Raw genomic sequence first — 16,729 nt, 5'->3', positions numbered from 1 at the left:
TGGCAACAACACCTTTTTCCCAGCCGTGTATGCGTTCGCTCCTGTTCTGTGTGCTCTGCCTGCCCCTCCTCGCCCACGCTGCGCCCACGACGCCTCCGGCTGACGGCAAAAACCTCCCTTTACGCACACGCCTGGACAAGGAAGCGATCCGCGCCGCCATCGCCGAGCTCCCGCCGGAGAACGAAGCGGCGCCCGGCCGCAGCGAGACCGGCGCCCTCAGCGGCACCGCGTATGAAAAATTCTCGAAAGACTTTGCGGGCGCCCGCCTGCCCGATTGCCTGCATGCCGAAGGCCTGAAAAACCAGCCGACCTTCTTCCTGGGCGGCGTCCTCGCCCTGCCCTTCATCGCCGTGGCCAAGGTGCGCGGCGTCTGCCGCTGAGGACGGCGATGACGACCGCTCTGCTGGCCAGCCTGCTGTTGACCATGGTCGGTGCCGGTGCGGAACCGTCCGCCAAACCGGCATCTCCCTTGCGCGCCCGCTTGACGAACGAAGCCATCGCATCGGCAGTGCGCGAGACCCTGGCGCAGGACGCGCCCGAAGCGGTTCCTGCTCCGTCCGGTACCGTCCTCAGCGGCGGCAGCTTCCGCAGCTTCGCGCATGATGTCGCCGAGTCGAAGAAGCCGTCCTGCTTCGGCCAGGACGCGCTGAAGTTCCAGCCCGCCGAGATCGACACCAGGAATTGGCACTTCGAAGCGAAAGGACTGGCGGCGGCGCCGTTCTGGGCGGCCGCCATCTTGCGTGGCAAGTGTCAGTAAGGGTTTAGCGATGCAGCTCGCCTGCGCGTTCGGGCTGGTAGACGATCTCGCGCACCGTCACCTCGAAGCGGCCGCCGTCCGGACGCGTCCAGTCGATGCTGTCGCCTGCTTTGAGGCCGAGCAGCGCATTGCCGACCGGGCTCAGGATCGAGAGCTTGTCGGCCGATCCGTTCACATCCTTCGGATAGGCCAGCGACATGTCGAACTCTTCCTGCCCGTGGTCGAGCACGAAGCGCACCCGCGAATTCATGGTGACGACGTCATCCGGCATGTCCTCCGGCTCGACCAGCTCGGCCCTGGCCAGTTCGTCCAGCAGGGCCTCGCGCGTACCGGCCTGCGCGGCAGGCAAGGAATCGAGCAGCTGCTCAAGGCGCTCCATGTCGAGCGAGGAAACGATAATCGGTGGTCTCATGTTGGTACTCCATAGTCGAAAAGGGAAATGCTCCGCAGTCTGCGGAGAAGGTCGAAACAGTGGAGGAGGCTCGGGAGGACGGAAGGCGGATGCCGGCCGGATGCTTCCTCACCGAGCCCGATAGAGCCAGGCGAGATCTCGCGCGCACGCCGCGGGCGTGCCAATGAACTGCATGGACGCGAAACGACCTCCCTCGTTCAGGGACGAACCAAAGAGCTGTTCACAATAGCCAAGTGGGTTCATTGATCGATAGTCGCTAAATGCTGCGTAACGTAGGGTGGACTCCCGAGTCCACGCGTTTATACCGCATGCACACCGCAAAGCCACACGGACCAGTATAGCCCCCCTACCCGATCCGTCAATGTGTGAGCCGCGTAAACGAAAAAAGCGGGCCGCAGCCCGCTTCCTCGAAACGATCTAAACCGAATTAACGCTTGTCGATCGACGGCACATCACGCACCGGCGAACCCACGAACAGCTGACGTGGACGGCCGATCTTCTGCTCCGGATCCGCGATCATCTCGTTCCACTGGGCGATCCAGCCGATGGTACGCGCCATCGCGAAGATGCCGGTGAACAGCGAGACCGGGATGCCCAGGGCCGACTGCACGATGCCCGAGTAGAAATCGACGTTCGGGTACAGCTTGCGCGACACGAAGTATTCGTCGTTCAAAGCGATCTTTTCCAGTTCCATGGCCAGCTTGAACAGCGGGTCTTCCTGCAGGCCCAGTTCGTTCAGCACTTCGTGGCAGGTTTCGCGCATCAGTTTTGCACGTGGGTCGAAGTTCTTGTAGACGCGGTGTCCGAAGCCCATCAGCTTCACGCCCGAGTTCTTGTCCTTGACCTTCTCGATGAAGGCAGGGATGTTCTCGACCGAGCCGATTTCCTTCAGCATGGTCAGTGCGGCTTCGTTGGCGCCGCCGTGGGCAGGGCCCCACAGGCAGGCGATACCGGCAGCGATACAGGCGAACGGATTCGCGCCCGACGAACCGGCCAGGCGGACGGTCGAGGTCGAAGCGTTCTGCTCGTGGTCGGCGTGCAGGATCAGGATGCGGTCCAGGGCGCGCACCAGCACGTCGTTGACCTTGTACTCTTCGCACGGGTTGGCGAACATCATGTGCATGAAGTTGGCGCTGTACGAGAGGTCGTTGCGTGGGTACATGAACGGCTGGCCGATCGAGTACTTGTATGCCATCGCGACCAGGGTCGGCAGCTTGGCGATCAGGCGGATGGCCGAGATTTCACGCTGCTTGGCGTCGTTGATGTCGAGCGAGTCGTGGTAGAACGAAGCCAGCGCGCCGACGGTGCCGACCAGAACCGACATCGGGTGCGCATCGCGGCGGAAACCACGGAAGAAGAAGTTCATCTGCTCGTGGATCATCGTGTGACGGGTCACGGTGTTCTCGAACTCGGTCTTCTGCTCCGCGTTCGGCAGTTCGCCGTTCAGCAGCAGGTAGCAGGTTTCCAGGAAGTCGCAGTTCTCGGCCAGCTGCTCGATCGGGTAGCCGCGGTACAGCAGCTCGCCCTTGTCGCCGTCGATGTAGGTGATGCTCGAGTTGCACGAGGCAGTCGACATGAAGCCCGGATCGTAGGTGAACTTGCCGGTCTGGCCGTACAGCTTGCGGATGTCGATGACGTCCGGGCCGATCGTGCCCTTGTAAATCGGCATGTCAACCGATGGGCTGCCGTCGGAGAACGACAGAGTGGCTTTGGTATCAGAGGTATTCATGGCACTTCCTTCTTGGGAGTGGATCTACAAAATATAAAACGAAAACGTTGACGTCTTGACGGCGCTCACGCTTGACGCAGGCGCGCCAGCAAGGCGCGGACGTGCGGCAGGTCGACTTCGCCTTCGGGCTCGGCGCGTCCGAGCAGCAGGTCCATCAGCGGGTTGTCCGCCAGGTCCAGCAGGCGGGTCAGCGCATCGACGTCTTCATCGCTCAGCTCCGCCTCATGCGCATCGAGGAAGCGCGTGAGGATCAGGTCGTTTTCGAGCAGTCCACGGCGTGCACGCCAGCGCAGGCGGGCACGATTGGCGGGGTCGGATTGATGCGTTGCTGTCACACTAGAGTCCGTTCTTGGGTCAACACTATACTCCGGCTGCCGGGATTCGGCAGTACCGTACTTCTACTGTATTTATGACAATACTTTGGGCGCAATCCGGGGAAGGATATCCGAAATTGCGCCGGTTTTGCTGCTTTCATGCGGTGTACCGCGTGGAGTCAGGACTCCACCCTACGTCCTTGGCGATTCGGCGACTGTAGGGTGGAGTCCCCGACTCCACGCGTTCACGGCCGGCATGACGGCGCCGGCCGCAAACGGCCAATTTAAATCGCGCGGCGGACCAGCAGTTCCTTGATCTTGCCGATCGCCTTGTTCGGATTCAGGCCCTTCGGGCAGACGTCCGTGCAGTTCATGATCGAGTGGCAGCGGAACAGGCGGTACGGGTCTTCCAGGTTGTCCAGGCGCTCGTTGGTGGCTTCGTCGCGCGAGTCGGCGATGAAGCGGTAGGCCTGCAGCAGGCCGGCCGGGCCGACGAACTTGTCCGGATTCCACCAGAACGACGGGCACGAGGTCGAGCAGCAGGCGCACAGGATGCACTCGTACAGGCCGTCGAGCTCTTCGCGCTCTTCCGGCGACTGCAGGCGTTCCTTTTCCGGCTTGATCGAGTCGTTGATCAGGAACGGCTTGACCGAGTGGTACTGCTTGAAGAACTGGGTCATGTCGACGATCAGGTCGCGCACGACCGGCAGGCCCGGCAGCGGACGCAGCACGATCGGCTGGGTCAGTTCGTTCAGGTTGGTGGTGCAGGCAAGACCGTTCTTGCCGTTGATGTTCATCGCGTCCGAACCGCAGACGCCTTCGCGGCAGGAGCGGCGCAGGGCCAGCGAATCGTCGACGTCGGCCTTGATGCGCTGCAGTGCGTCGAGCAGCATCTTGTCGGTGTCTTTCAGTTCGACGGTGACGTCTTGCATGTAAGGCTTCGTATCCTTGTCCGGATCGTAGCGGTAGATCTTCAGGTGGACTGTGCGTGCCATTTTTTTGCCTATTCAGTCGGGACAGGACCTGTGCCCTGCCCCCATCAATATGTTGTCGTGGATTAGAAGGTACGTGGCTTCGGTTTGAAGGTATCGACCGTCAGCGGCTTGGTCACGACCGGCTTGTAGTCGAGACGGTTGCCTTCCGAGAAGAACAGCGTGTGCTTCATCCAGTTTTCGTCGTCGCGCTGCTCGAAGTCGCTGTGGGCGTGAGCGCCGCGCGATTCCTTGCGGGCCGCTGCCGACACGATGGTGGCCTTGGCCACTTCGATCAGGTTGTCCAGTTCGATGGCTTCGATACGGGCGGTATTGAAGACCTTCGACTTGTCCTTGAACGACACGTGCTTGCGGCGCTCGTCGAGCTTCATGATCTCCTGGACGCCTTCGTCCATCAGGGCCTGGGTACGGAACACGCCGCAGTGCTTCTGCATCGTCGAGCGGATCGCGTTGGCGACGTCCTGCACCTTTTCGCCGCCGGTCGAGTTCTCGAGGCTGTTCAGACGGCCCAGCGCGTAGTCCGCGAAGTCCTTCGGCAGGGCGCGATTGCCCTGCGCCTTCAGGTTCTGGCCGACGATGTGGTTGCCGGCCGCGCGGCCGAAGACCACCAGGTCGAGCAGCGAGTTGGTGCCCAGGCGGTTCGCGCCGTGGACCGAGACGCAGGCGCATTCGCCGATCGCGTACAGGCCGTTGACGATCTTCTGGCCGCCGGTACCGTCAGGTGCGACGACCTGGCCATGGATGTTGGTCGGGATGCCGCCCATCTGGTAGTGGATGGTCGGGACGACAGGAATCGGTTCCTTGGTCGCGTCGACGTTGGCGAACTTGTGGCCGATTTCCAGGATCGACGGCAGGCGCTTCTTGATTGTGTCGGCGCCGATGTGGCGCAGGTCCAGCAGCACGTGGTCTTTATTAGGACCGACGCCGCGGCCTTCCTTGATTTCCTGGTCCATCGAGCGCGAGACGAAGTCGCGTGGCGCCAGGTCCTTCAGGGTCGGCGCATAGCGCTCCATGAAGCGTTCGCCGTTCGAGTTGATCAGGATACCGCCCTCGCCGCGCACGCCTTCCGTGATCAGGACGCCCGCGCCGGCCACGCCGGTCGGATGGAACTGCCAGAACTCCATATCCTGCAGCGGCAGGCCGGCGCGTGCCGCCATGCCCAGGCCGTCGCCGGTGTTGATGAAGGCGTTGGTCGAGGCGGCGAAGATGCGGCCGGCACCGCCGGTGGCGAAGATGGTGGTCTTCGCTTGCAGCATCATGACGTCGCCGGTTTCCATTTCCAGGGCCACCACGCCGAGCACGTCACCGTCGCTGTTACGCACCAGGTCGAGGGCTTGCCATTCGACGAAGAAGTGGGTACGCGAACGGACGTTACGCTGGTACAGGGTGTGCAGCAGGGCGTGACCGGTACGGTCGGCCGCGGCGCAGGCGCGCTGCACCGGCTTTTCGCCGAAGTTGGCGGTGTGGCCGCCGAACGGACGCTGGTAGATGGTGCCGTCGGTGTTGCGGTCGAAGGGCATGCCGAAGTGTTCGAGCTCGTAGACGACCTTCGGTGCTTCGCGGCACATGAATTCGATCGCATCCTGGTCGCCCAGGTAGTCCGAACCCTTGACGGTGTCGAACATGTGCCAGTACCAGTCGTCTTCGCTCATGTTGCCGAGCGAGGCGCCGATGCCGCCCTGCGCCGCCACGGTGTGCGAACGGGTCGGGAAGACCTTCGACAGCACGGCGACGTTCAGGCCGGCTTCGGTCAGTTGCAGTGCGGCGCGCAGGCCGGAACCGCCGGCGCCGACGATGACGACGTCGAACTGGCGGGTTGGAATTGCAGTATTAATTGCTGCCACGATTAAACACTCCAGAGAATTTGCACAGTCCAGGCGGCGCAGGCGAGCAGCCAGAGCACCGTAGCAAACTGCAAGGCCAGCTTGATGCCGGCGTTTTTGACATAGTCCATCCAGATGTCACGCATGCCGACCCACACGTGGTAGTACAGGCCGAGGAAGGTGACCAGGGAGAAGAGCTTGAACCACTGGCGCGAGAACAGCGCTGCCCAGCCTTCGTAGGTGAAATTCTGTGCGGTCAGGAAGGTGCCCAGCAGGATCAGGGTGTAGATCACCATGACGATGGCGGTGACGCGCTGCGCCAGCCAATCCTTGACGCCGTAGTGGGCGCCGACGACGAGACGGCGCTGGCCGATATTGTTCTTGCTTGCCATGATTAGAATACTCCGAACAGTTTCAGACCGCACAGCGCAGTCAGGACGAGGCTGATGACCAGCACCCAGCGAGCGGTCTTCTGGGCTGCGTCCTTGTCCAGGGCCATGTGGTTGTCCATGAACAGGTGGCGCACGCCGGCGGTGAAGTGGTGCGCGTATGCCCAGATCAGGCCCAGCAGGATGATCTTGGTGAAGACGTTGTCGACGATGCCGCCGAAGTGGTAGTACGAGATCTCCGAGCGCAGGCTTTCTTGCAGCAGGTAGAGCAGGAAAGGCAGCATCAGGAAGATGCCGAAACCGCTGACGCGGTGCAGGATCGAAACGATTGCCGATGGCGGCATCTTGTACTTCGTAGTGATATCCGTAATGTGGATGTTACGGAACTCCGGCCGTCCTTTTTTTGTGGCCTCTCTCACGGCTTCGGACATACAACACCTCCCTTAACTGACAAAATGTGATTAACCCTTAATTTTCGCCGATTTTTTGAGCCACACCAAGATGCGATTCCGGAATATCGGCAAGTCGAGCACTGAACGGGGTTTTGTTCGGCGCTTTCTTGCTAACAACATATTTTATACGCATACCTACAAACGTGCAGGCGTCCGCCCCATGCGCTTCATGGCGCGTTACGACAACTCGTTCTGATAGTGATGCTGTGCGGTCAAATACAAGCCGCGGCGCAGTTCCACCGGCCGGTCGCCATAGGTAAACGACACCCGGTCCGCCACCAGCAGCGGGGTCCCCGCGGGCACCGCCAGGTACTCGGCGGCTGCCGCATCGGCCGCGACCGCGCGGATCTTCTCGGTCGCGCGAATCATGCGCGTGCCGAACTCGGACTCGAACAGGCCATACATTGGACCCTTGTACTCGACCAGGCGTTCGGCCGTCAGCCCCTTGAACACCTGCCCCGGCAGCCACAGCTCCTCGAGGATGGTGGGCGCGCCGTCGAAGCACATCAGGCGCTTGATGTAGACGACGGCGTCGCCCGACTTCAGCTCGAGCAGGCGCGCGACCTCGGCCGGCGCACGGATGCGCCGCACTTCGAGGATGCGGTTCTCGGGATGGTGGGGAACGCCCTCGTCGGGCATCAGTTTCAGGAAACGGAAGTGCGCGCGCTCTTCGTGGTGGGTGGCGACAAAGGTCCCCTTCCCCTGGCGGCGCACGACCAGGTTCTCCGCCGCCAGCTCGTCGATGGCTTTGCGGACGGTGCCCTGGCTGACCTTGAAACGGGCGGCGAGTTCGACTTCGCTCGGCATCAGCTCGCTTGGCTTCCACTCTCCGGATTGCAGGCTCTGCGTGATCAGCGCCTTGATCTGCTGATACAGCGGCCGGAACGATGGGGAGGCTGAGTTGCCTGGGCCCTCGCCGGAGGGGTTGGTCGGGACGGAATTCATAGACCACGATTTCACCACAAAAAGCCCCCTGCCGTCCAGTGTACACGCGGCAACATATGTGTCTTATATAAGACATATGATAGCGATTGACGGGAGGTGCATCGAGGAATACACTCGCGGTCGATCCGGCGTCTGTCCTGCACTGTGCGCCCACAAGGATTCATGTCCGTTTTGGTATCATTGCAGTTTTCCTAAACAGGCGTATCCTCGGCTTCGACCGTTTTCATTCCCACTTTTGGAGATTCATCATGGCTAAAACCCCACTGCGTGTTGCCGTTACCGGCGCCGCCGGCCAGATCGGCTACTCGCTGCTGTTCCGCATCGCTAACGGCGACATGCTGGGCAAGGACCAGCCGGTCATCCTGCAGCTGCTCGAGATCGACAACGAAAAAGCACAGAAGGCGCTCAAGGGCGTCATGATGGAAATCGACGACTGCGCATTCCCGCTGCTGGCCGGCATGACCGCCCACTCGGACCCGATGGAAGCCTTCAAGGATGCCGACTTCGCTCTCCTCGTCGGCGCACGCCCGCGCGGCCCAGGCATGGAGCGCAAGGACCTGCTGGAAGCCAACGCACAGATCTTCACCGTGCAGGGCAAGGCGCTGGACGCCGTCGCTTCGCGCAACGTCAAAGTGCTGGTCGTCGGCAACCCTGCCAACACCAACGCCTACATCGCCATGAAGTCGGCACCGAGCCTGCCAGCCAAGAACTTCACCGCCATGCTGCGCCTGGACCACAACCGCGCCCTGTCGCAAGTCGCGACCAAGCTGGGTAAACCAGTCGGTTCGATCGAGAAGATGGCCGTCTGGGGCAACCACTCGCCGACCATGTACGCCGACTACCGCTTCGCGACCGTCGACGGCCAGTCGGTCAAGGACCTGATCAACGACGACGCCTGGAACCGCGACACCTTCCTGCCGACCGTCGGCAAGCGCGGCGCCGCCATCATCGACGCACGCGGTGCTTCGTCGGCCGCTTCGGCAGCCAACGCGGCGATCGACCACATGCACGACTGGCACCTGGGCACCGCCGGCAAGTGGACCACGATGGGCATCCCATCGGACGGTTCCTACGGCATCCCTGAAGGCACCATGTTCGGCTTCCCTGTCACCGTCGAAAACGGCGAGTACAAGATCGTGCAAGGCCTGGATATCGACCAGTTCTCGCAAGAGCGCATCAACCTCACGCTGAAGGAACTGACCGAAGAGCGTGAAGGCGTGGCCCACCTGCTGGCCTAAGCCGCATTCGGCGAATGGATCCGGCCCAGCCGCCTGTTCGTTAGTCCGCCGTACAGCCTGGTCGACACAGTCGACCGGGCTGCACGGCGGGAGCTTTTTTTTAGAAGCTTTTTCTGCACCAACTGAATCAGCCATGCATCCTTCCGAGGTTTTATTCCAGGGCAAACGCCAGCCGCTCCTCCTCCCCGCCTGCGATCACTATTGCGGCTCGGAGAAGCTGATGCGCAAGTCGATGGCCCTGCAACAAGAGCTTGGTCCCGTCTTCGACATCACCTTCGACTGCGAGGACGGCGCCGCCGCCGGCAATGAAGCCGCGCACGCCCAGCTGGTCGCCTCCCTCGTCAACAGCGAGGACAACCGCTTCGACCGCATCGGCGTGCGCCTGCACGACATCGACAGTCCGCACTTCGTGCAGGACGTGGTGACCATCGTCGGCGCCGCGGCCGCCAAGCTGGCCTATGTGGTCCTGCCCAAACCGAACGGCCTGGACGACGTCCGGCGCGCCCTGGAGATCATCAACCGTGTCGCCGTGCCGAACGGCCGCGCGGCATTGCCCGTGCACGTGCTGATCGAAACCCACGGCGCCTTGCACGAAGCCTACGACATCGCCGCCCTGCCCCAGGTCGAGTGCCTGTCCTTCGGCATCATGGATTTCGTTTCTTCGCACTATGGTGCGATTCCGGCAGCCGCGATGCGCACGCCGGGACAGTTTACGCACCCATTGGTTGTCCGCGCCAAGCTGGAGATGGTTGCGGCATGTCATGCGCATGGCAAGGTGGCCTCGCATAATGTGACGACCGAGATCAAGGACAGTGCAGTTGTGGCTAACGATGCACAACGCGCTGGCGCCGAATTCGGTTTCACGCGCATGTGGAGCATCCATCCCGACCAGGTCAAGCCGATCGTCAAGGCGTTTACGCCCCGTCTGTCGGAAGTGAACGAAGCCACCAACATCCTGCAGGAGGCGATGGCGGCGAACTGGGGTCCGATCGCTCAGCATGGGCGCTTGCACGACCGCGCCAGCTACCGATATTATTGGACCGTTTTGCAGCGCGCGAAGCTGGCCGGCCTGGCGCTGCCTGATTCCGCGGCGGCAATCGTCAACCAAACGGAACTCCACTAATGGCCACCTCCCCCAAACACCTGTTCGCCGCCGGCGCTTTCGCGTTCGCGGCTTTTACCCTGTGCGCTGCTCCTGCATCGGCTGCTCCAGAGAAAAACCACCCGAAGGCCGAAGATGTCCTGAAGGCGAAGAAATCGTCGAAATCCAAGAAGGCAGCCGCTGCTGCCGGCGCCGGTGCCGCCGGCGCGGCCGCCGCCGACAGCTGGGCGCCGAAAGACGAAGCCGAACCGGACATCACCGACACCAAGGTCACCGAGTATTCCTGCGAGCTGAACAACAAGGTCACGATCTACACCAACGAAGGCGACGATTCGCACATCGCCCTGCGCTGGAAGAAGCGCCTGCACCGCATGGAGCGCGTCGGCACCACCACCGGCGCCCTGCGTTTCGAGAACACCAATTTCCGCCTGGTCTGGATCGGCATCCCGTCGAAGGGCATCCTGCTCGACTCGCGCCTGAACCGCCAGCTGGCCAATGAATGCAAGAACGCCGAGCAGAGCAAGCCGATGGTGGCTGCCGCGCCCGAGCAAAAGAAAAGCTGACGCATCGCGTCGCCCGTATTGAAGCAATATCAAGAGACCCCACTGAAGGAGAGCTTATGTCTCGCAACACCCTGAACACGCTGAAGGACTTCCCGCTGGCAGCCGGCCAGACCGGCCAGTTCTACTCGCTGCCGGCGCTGGGCGAAAGCCTGGGCGTGAACCTGTCGCGCCTGCCGGTGTCGATCCGTATCGTCCTCGAATCCGTGCTGCGTAACTGCGACGGCAAGAAGGTCACCGAAGAACACGTCCGCCAGGTAGCCAACTGGGGCGCGACCGCCGAGCGCACCGACGAGATTCCTTTCGTCGTTGCCCGCGTCGTGCTGCAGGACTTCACCGGCGTGCCGCTGCTGGCCGACCTGGCCGCGATGCGCAACGTCGCCGCCAAGAACGGCGCCGATCCGAAGAAGATCGAGCCGCTGGTGCCGGTCGACCTGGTCGTCGACCACTCGGTCACCATCGACCACTTCCGCGAGCCGGGCGCGCTCGACCTGAACATGAAACTGGAATTCCAGCGCAACAACGAGCGCTACCAGTTCATGAAGTGGGGCATGCAGGCATTCGACACCTTCGGCGTCGTGCCTCCGGGCTTCGGCATCGTCCACCAGGTCAACCTCGAGTACCTGGCGCGCGGCGTCATGAAGCAAGGCGACACCTACTACCCTGACACCCTGGTCGGTACCGACTCGCACACCACCATGATCAACGGCGTCGGCGTCGTCGGCTGGGGCGTAGGCGGCATCGAAGCCGAAGCCGGCATGCTGGGCCAGCCGGTCTACTTCCTGACCCCGGACGTCATCGGTGTCCACCTGACCGGCAAGCTGCGCGAAGGCTGCACCGCGACCGACCTGGTGCTGACCATCACCGAACTGCTGCGTAAAGAAAAAGTCGTCGGCAAGTTCGTCGAGTTCTTCGGCGAAGGCACCCGCTCGCTGTCGACCACCGACCGCGCGACCATCGCCAACATGGCGCCTGAATACGGCGCGACCATGGGCTTCTTCCCTGTCGACGAAGCCACCGTCGACTACTTCCGCGGCACCGGCCGTACCGAAGAAGAACTGGCTGCCTTCGAGAACTACTACAAGGCCCAGGGCATGTTCGGCATTCCGCAAGCCGGCGACATCGACTACACCCGCGTCGTCTCGCTCGACCTGTCGACCGTGACCCCGTCGCTGGCCGGTCCGAAGCGTCCGCAAGACCGTATCGAACTGGGCAACGTGAAGAACAACTTCACCGAACTGTTCAGCAAGCCGACCACCGAAAACGGCTTCAACAAGGCCGCTGAAGACCTGTCGAAAGTGTATGAGACGACCAACGGCGTGCGCGTGAAGAACGGCGACGTCCTGATCGCCGCCATCACCTCCTGCACCAACACCTCGAACCCGAGCGTGCTGCTGGCTGCCGGCCTGCTGGCCAAGAAAGCCGTCGAGCGCGGCCTGACCGTCGCTCCGCACATCAAGTCCTCGCTGGCCCCTGGCTCGCGCGTCGTCACCGAGTACCTGACCGCCGCCGGCCTGCTGCCTTACCTGGAAAAGCTGGGCTTCGGCGTGACCGCCTACGGCTGCACCACCTGCATCGGCAACGCCGGCGACCTGACCCCGGAACTGAACGCGACCATCGTCCAGAACGACATCGTCGCCTCGGCCGTCCTGTCGGGCAACCGTAACTTCGAAGCACGTATCCACCCGAACATCCGTTCGAACTTCCTGGCCTCGCCACCGCTGGTCGTCGCTTACGCGATCGCCGGCAACATGACCAAGGACCTGATGAGCGAGCCGGTCGGCCGCGACCCGCAAGGCGTCGACGTCTACCTGGGCGACATCTGGCCGACCAGCCAGGAAGTGGGCGAGCTGATGCGCTTCGCGATGAATTCGGACGTGTTCAAGAAGAACTACGCCGACGTCAAGGGCAACCCGGGCCAGCTGTGGGAGCGCGTCTCCACCACCGAAGGCCAGGTCTACAACTGGCCTGAGTCGACCTACATCGCCGAGCCGCCGTTCTTCAGCGACTTCGAGATGACCCCGAAAGCAGCCGCCACCGGCATCACCGGCGCCCGTGCGCTGGGCGTGTTCGGCGACTCGATCACGACCGACCACATCTCGCCAGCCGGCTCCATCAAGGAAGACGGCCCAGCAGGCAAGTGGCTGAAGGATCACGGCGTGCTCAAGGCCGACTTCAACTCCTACGGCTCGCGCCGCGGCAACCACGAGATCATGATGCGCGGCACCTTCGCCAACGTGCGTATCAAGAACAAGATGATCCCGCCAAAAGCGGACGGTTCGGCGGTCGAAGGCGGCATCACGATCCACCAGCCGACCGGCGAACAGATGTCGATCTACGACGCGGCCATGAAGTACGTGGCCGAAGGCACCCCGACCATGGTGTTCGGCGGCGAAGAGTACGGCACCGGCTCCTCGCGCGACTGGGCAGCCAAGGGCACCCAGCTGCTGGGCGTGAAGGCGGTCGTCGTGCGTTCGTACGAGCGTATCCACCGCTCGAACCTGGTCGGCATGGGCGTGCTGCCGCTGCAGTTCATCGGCACCGACAGCGTCGAGTCGCTCGGCATCACCGGCAAGGAAACCTTCGACCTGAAGGGCCTGGAAGGCGAGATCAAGCCGCAACAGCTGGCTACCCTGGTGATCCACCGCGAAAACGGCGACACCCAGGAAGTGCAAGTCCTGCTGCGTATCGACACCCCGATCGAAGTCGACTACTACAAGCATGGCGGCATCCTGCCGTTCGTGCTGCGCCAGCTGCTGGCTGCGTAATTGCCCTGTGGCCCGCGACATGCGGGCTGCTTGCAAGCAAGAAGGCCGGAACCCGCAAGGGTTTCGGCCTTTTGTTTTGGCGCGCCGCGGTTTGCGGCTTCGCCTTATGATCGATCCACCTGGAAAGATGAAGCCAGGCGCATGTACGTGCAAAAGGACGCGCAAGATGGTCGACCCCGATTTCCAGAGCCTGTTCGATGCGACGCCGGTTCCCTACCTGGTCTTGACGCCCGACTTCACCATGGTGGCCGCCAACGAGGCGCGCCTGCGCGCGACCATGACCACGCGCGAGCAGATCCTGGGGCGGAACCTGTTCGAGGTCTTTCCGGACAATCCGAACGATCCCGGCGCGACCGGCGTTAGGAACCTGCGCGCCTCGTTGCAGCGGGTGCTGCAATTCGGGCGTCCGGATGCGATGGCCTTGCAAAAATACGATATCCCCAAGCGCGGCGCGGCCGAGGGCGAGTTCGAGGTGCGCTACTGGAAACCCCTCAACAGCCCCGTCTTCGGCCCGTCTGGAGAAGTCGCTTACATCATCCACAGCGTCGAGGATGTCACCGACCATATCCTGAAGCAGAAGGCCGTCGAGGAAAGCGAGGCCCGCTTCCGGCTGATGGCGGACGCCATGCCGCAAATGGTCTGGTCGGCCCTGCCCGACGGTTACCACGACTACTACAACCGCCAGCATTACGAATTTGCCGGCATCGCGGTCGGCGACACGATCGGCCAGAACTGGGGATCGATCCTGCATCCCGACGACCTGCCGCGCACCAGGATCGCCTGGGCGCACAGCCTTGCCACCGGCGAGCCCTACGAAATCGAATACCGCCTGCGGCACCGCTCGGGGGAATATCACTGGATGCTGGCACGTGCCCTGCCGATCCGGAACCAGGCCGGCGGGATCGAACGCTGGATCGGCACCTGCACCGACATTCACGGCCAGAAAGTCCTGCGCGCGCAGCTGCAGGATGCGCAGCTGCGGCTGGAAGGCACCCTGAGCGCCGCGGAAATCGGCACCTGGACCTGGGACATCCAGGCCGACCGCGTCTATGCCGATTGCAACTTCGCACGGCTGTTCGAGATCTCCAGGCAGGATGCCGGGGGTGGTCCGCTGGCGGCCTACCTCGCCGCCATCCACCCCGACGATCGCGAGGCCGTCAAAGCCAATATTGCGCAGTCGCTCGCCGCCCGCAAGCCCTATCAATACCAGTTCCGCCTGTGCCTGCGCGACGGCGGCATCCGGCACGTCCATGCGCGCGGTAAGATCGATCTCGACGCGAGCGGCCAGCCTGCGTGGATGCCGGGTGTCGTCATCGACATCACGCAACAGAAACTGGCGGAGGAAGCGCGCCAGCGCACCGAATTCCAGTTCAAGGCGATTACCGATTCGAACGTCATCGGGGTCATGCAGTACCGCTACGACGGCAGCATCGTCAAGGTCAACGATGCCTTCCTGAGGATGCTCGGTTACGCGCGCGAGGACTTCGAACGGGACGGCCTGTCCTGGCGCGAGCTGACGCCTCCTGAATGGGAAGACGCGGACAGGCGGGGCCTGGCCGTCCTTCAGGCGACAGGACACATGGAAGCGTTCGAGAAGGAATACCTCCGGAAGGACGGCAGCCGCCTGCCGGTCTATGTCGGCGCCGCCAATTACCAGGGCGACCGGGACGAGGGCATCGCCTACGTCCTCGACATCAGCGAGATCAGGAAGGCCCAGTCGGCACTCAAGGAAAGCGAAGTGCAATTCCGGACCCTGGCGGAAAACATCCCGCAGCTGGCCTGGATGGCCGACAGCGACGGGTCGATCTTCTGGTACAACAACCGCTGGTTCGCCTACACCGGCACTACACTCGAGGACATGAAGGGATGGGGCTGGGAAAAGGTGCACCATCCCGACTTCGTGGAAGCGGTCAAGGCCAAGTTCCGCACCCATATCGTCGAACAGCAGACGCCCTGGGAAGACCTGTTCCCTCTACGCAGCGCCGAGGGCGAATACCGCTGGTTCCTGTCGCGCGCGGTGCCGATCCGCGACCAGCACGGACAGATCGTGCGTTGGTTCGGCACCAACACCGACATCACGATCCAGCGCGAAGCGGAAGAAGCCCTGGAAGCGGCCAACCGGCGCAAGGACGAATTCCTCGCCATGCTCGCCCATGAGCTGCGCAATCCCCTGGCGCCGATCAGCACGGCGGCCAATCTGCTGACGGTCGCCAGTCCCGATAACAGTACGATCAGAAAATACAGCGAGATCATCTCGCGCCAGGTGCGGCACATGACCGAGCTGGTCGACGATCTGCTGGACGTGTCGCGCGTGACGCGCGGGCTGGTGTCGATCGAGAAGTCGGAGCTCTCCATCCGCGACGTCATCCACGGCGCCATCGAGCAGTCGACGCCGCTGATCGACTCGCGCCAGCATCGGCTGAGCGTCCGCCTCGCGCAGGACGACGCCGCCGTGCTGGGCGACCGCACGCGTCTGGTCCAGGTGCTGACCAACCTCCTGAACAACGCGGCGAAATACACGCCGCTGGGCGGCCATATCGTGCTCGCCATGGAAGTGAAGGCGTCCTGCGCCCACGTCAGCGTCGCCGACGACGGCATCGGCATGGATGCGCAGCTGCTGCCGCACGTGTTCGACCTGTTCACCCAGGCGGAGCGCACGCCGGACCGCTCGCAGGGCGGCCTCGGGCTGGGCCTGGCGCTGGTCAGGAGCATCATGACCCTCCACGGCGGTAATGTGACGGCCAACAGCGAGGGCCCCGGCAAGGGCAGCACTTTTACCCTGTCGCTTCCGCTCCTGAACAAGGAATGGAAAGCTGCCGACGGCTTCGCGGCGGCTGCGACGGAAGACGAGCCATCCCCCTTGCGCATCCTGGTCGTCGACGACAACGTCGACGCCGCTGAGTCCCTGGCCGCCCTCCTCCAGGCACAAGGTCATCAAGTGACGATCCGCGAGAACGCGAGCAGCGCAATCAAGGAAGCGGCAAGCCTGCACCCCGACGCCATGATTCTCGATATCGGCCTGCCCGACATGGACGGCTACGAGCTGTCGCGGCGGCTGCATGGCATTCCCGAAACCAGGGACGCCCTGTTCATCGCGCTGACGGGCTATGGGCAGGCACACGACAAGGTGCTGGCCAAGGCGGCGGGCTTCCAGCACTACTTCGTGAAGCCGGTCGATATGACGGCCTTGCGCAGAGCCTTGGCGGAGGCGGTACCGGCGTCTGCCCGGGCGGCATCTGGCTGAACCC

Annotated in this window: 15 protein-coding genes; 7 read left to right on the top strand and 8 right to left on the bottom strand. The window is 63.0% G+C overall.

Annotation, left to right across the window (positions count from 1 at the left end; all coding sequences use genetic code 11):
• Positions 1 to 29: 29 nt before the first annotated feature.
• Positions 30 to 380 (top strand): hypothetical protein, encoded by a 351-nt coding sequence (locus C2862_RS09455; RefSeq protein WP_136219873.1) that lies wholly within the window; start codon positions 30 to 32, stop codon positions 378 to 380.
• Between the two features lie 8 nt (positions 381 to 388).
• Positions 389 to 757, top strand: a complete 369-nt coding sequence (locus C2862_RS09450; protein WP_136219872.1) for a hypothetical protein — start codon at positions 389 to 391, stop codon at positions 755 to 757.
• Between the two features lie 4 nt (positions 758 to 761).
• On the opposite strand, the gene rnk is transcribed toward C2862_RS09450, so the two are convergent.
• The 8 genes from rnk to C2862_RS09410 all read right to left on the bottom strand — a co-directional run bounded on the left by rnk (position 762) and on the right by C2862_RS09410 (position 7,813).
• Positions 762 to 1,169: a nucleoside diphosphate kinase regulator gene (rnk, locus tag C2862_RS09445; protein ID WP_136219871.1), complete on the bottom strand. Its 408-nt coding sequence runs from the start codon at positions 1,167 to 1,169 to the stop codon at positions 762 to 764.
• Between the two features lie 427 nt (positions 1,170 to 1,596).
• Positions 1,597 to 2,898, bottom strand: a complete 1,302-nt coding sequence (gene gltA, locus C2862_RS09440; RefSeq protein ID WP_136219870.1) for a citrate synthase — start codon at positions 2,896 to 2,898, stop codon at positions 1,597 to 1,599.
• Positions 2,899 to 2,963: 65 nt separating this feature from the next.
• Positions 2,964 to 3,233, bottom strand: a complete 270-nt coding sequence (locus tag C2862_RS09435; RefSeq protein ID WP_136219869.1) for a succinate dehydrogenase assembly factor 2 — start codon at positions 3,231 to 3,233, stop codon at positions 2,964 to 2,966.
• A gap of 263 nt (positions 3,234 to 3,496) precedes the next feature.
• A complete protein-coding gene (locus tag C2862_RS09430; protein WP_136219868.1) occupies positions 3,497 to 4,207 on the bottom strand; it encodes a succinate dehydrogenase iron-sulfur subunit in 711 nt (236 codons plus the stop codon).
• A gap of 62 nt (positions 4,208 to 4,269) precedes the next feature.
• Positions 4,270 to 6,048 carry a succinate dehydrogenase flavoprotein subunit gene (sdhA, locus tag C2862_RS09425; RefSeq protein ID WP_136219867.1) on the bottom strand — a complete coding sequence of 593 codons (1,779 nt, stop codon included), beginning with the start codon at positions 6,046 to 6,048 and terminating at the stop codon, positions 4,270 to 4,272.
• Between the two features lie 2 nt (positions 6,049 to 6,050).
• A complete protein-coding gene (gene sdhD / locus C2862_RS09420) occupies positions 6,051 to 6,419 on the bottom strand; it encodes a succinate dehydrogenase, hydrophobic membrane anchor protein (RefSeq protein ID WP_136219866.1) in 369 nt (122 codons plus the stop codon).
• Between the two features lie 2 nt (positions 6,420 to 6,421).
• A complete protein-coding gene (gene sdhC, locus C2862_RS09415) occupies positions 6,422 to 6,847 on the bottom strand; it encodes a succinate dehydrogenase, cytochrome b556 subunit (protein WP_210735935.1) in 426 nt (141 codons plus the stop codon).
• Between the two features lie 198 nt (positions 6,848 to 7,045).
• Positions 7,046 to 7,813 (bottom strand): GntR family transcriptional regulator, encoded by a 768-nt coding sequence (locus C2862_RS09410; protein WP_136219865.1) that lies wholly within the window; start codon positions 7,811 to 7,813, stop codon positions 7,046 to 7,048.
• Between the two features lie 248 nt (positions 7,814 to 8,061).
• Here C2862_RS09410 and C2862_RS09405 point away from each other — a divergent pair, with 248 nt between their 5' ends.
• The 5 genes from C2862_RS09405 (at position 8,062) to C2862_RS09385 (ending at position 16,725) form a co-directional block, all read left to right on the top strand.
• Positions 8,062 to 9,051 (top strand): malate dehydrogenase, encoded by a 990-nt coding sequence (locus C2862_RS09405; protein WP_136219864.1) that lies wholly within the window; start codon positions 8,062 to 8,064, stop codon positions 9,049 to 9,051.
• Between the two features lie 133 nt (positions 9,052 to 9,184).
• Complete coding sequence (locus C2862_RS09400) at positions 9,185 to 10,174, top strand: CoA ester lyase (RefSeq protein ID WP_136219863.1); 990 nt, start codon at positions 9,185 to 9,187, stop codon at positions 10,172 to 10,174.
• Positions 10,174 to 10,716, top strand: a complete 543-nt coding sequence (locus C2862_RS09395; protein ID WP_136219862.1) for a hypothetical protein — start codon at positions 10,174 to 10,176, stop codon at positions 10,714 to 10,716. Before C2862_RS09400 ends, C2862_RS09395 begins: the two co-directional genes overlap by 1 nt.
• A 56-nt stretch (positions 10,717 to 10,772) precedes the next feature.
• Entirely contained in the window at positions 10,773 to 13,481 is a 2,709-nt protein-coding gene (gene acnA, locus C2862_RS09390; protein ID WP_136219861.1) for an aconitate hydratase AcnA, read from the top strand.
• Between the two features lie 166 nt (positions 13,482 to 13,647).
• Positions 13,648 to 16,725, top strand: a complete 3,078-nt coding sequence (locus C2862_RS09385; RefSeq protein WP_168710033.1) for a PAS domain S-box protein — start codon at positions 13,648 to 13,650, stop codon at positions 16,723 to 16,725.
• Positions 16,726 to 16,729 lie beyond the last annotated feature (4 nt).

Origin of the sequence: Massilia sp. Mn16-1_5, from assembly GCF_004798585.1 — a bacterium.
Classification (GTDB): Bacteria; Pseudomonadota; Gammaproteobacteria; order Burkholderiales; family Burkholderiaceae_D; genus Telluria.
Note: the sequence above shows the minus strand (reverse complement) of the source record. Positions and strands in the feature narration are given on the sequence as shown.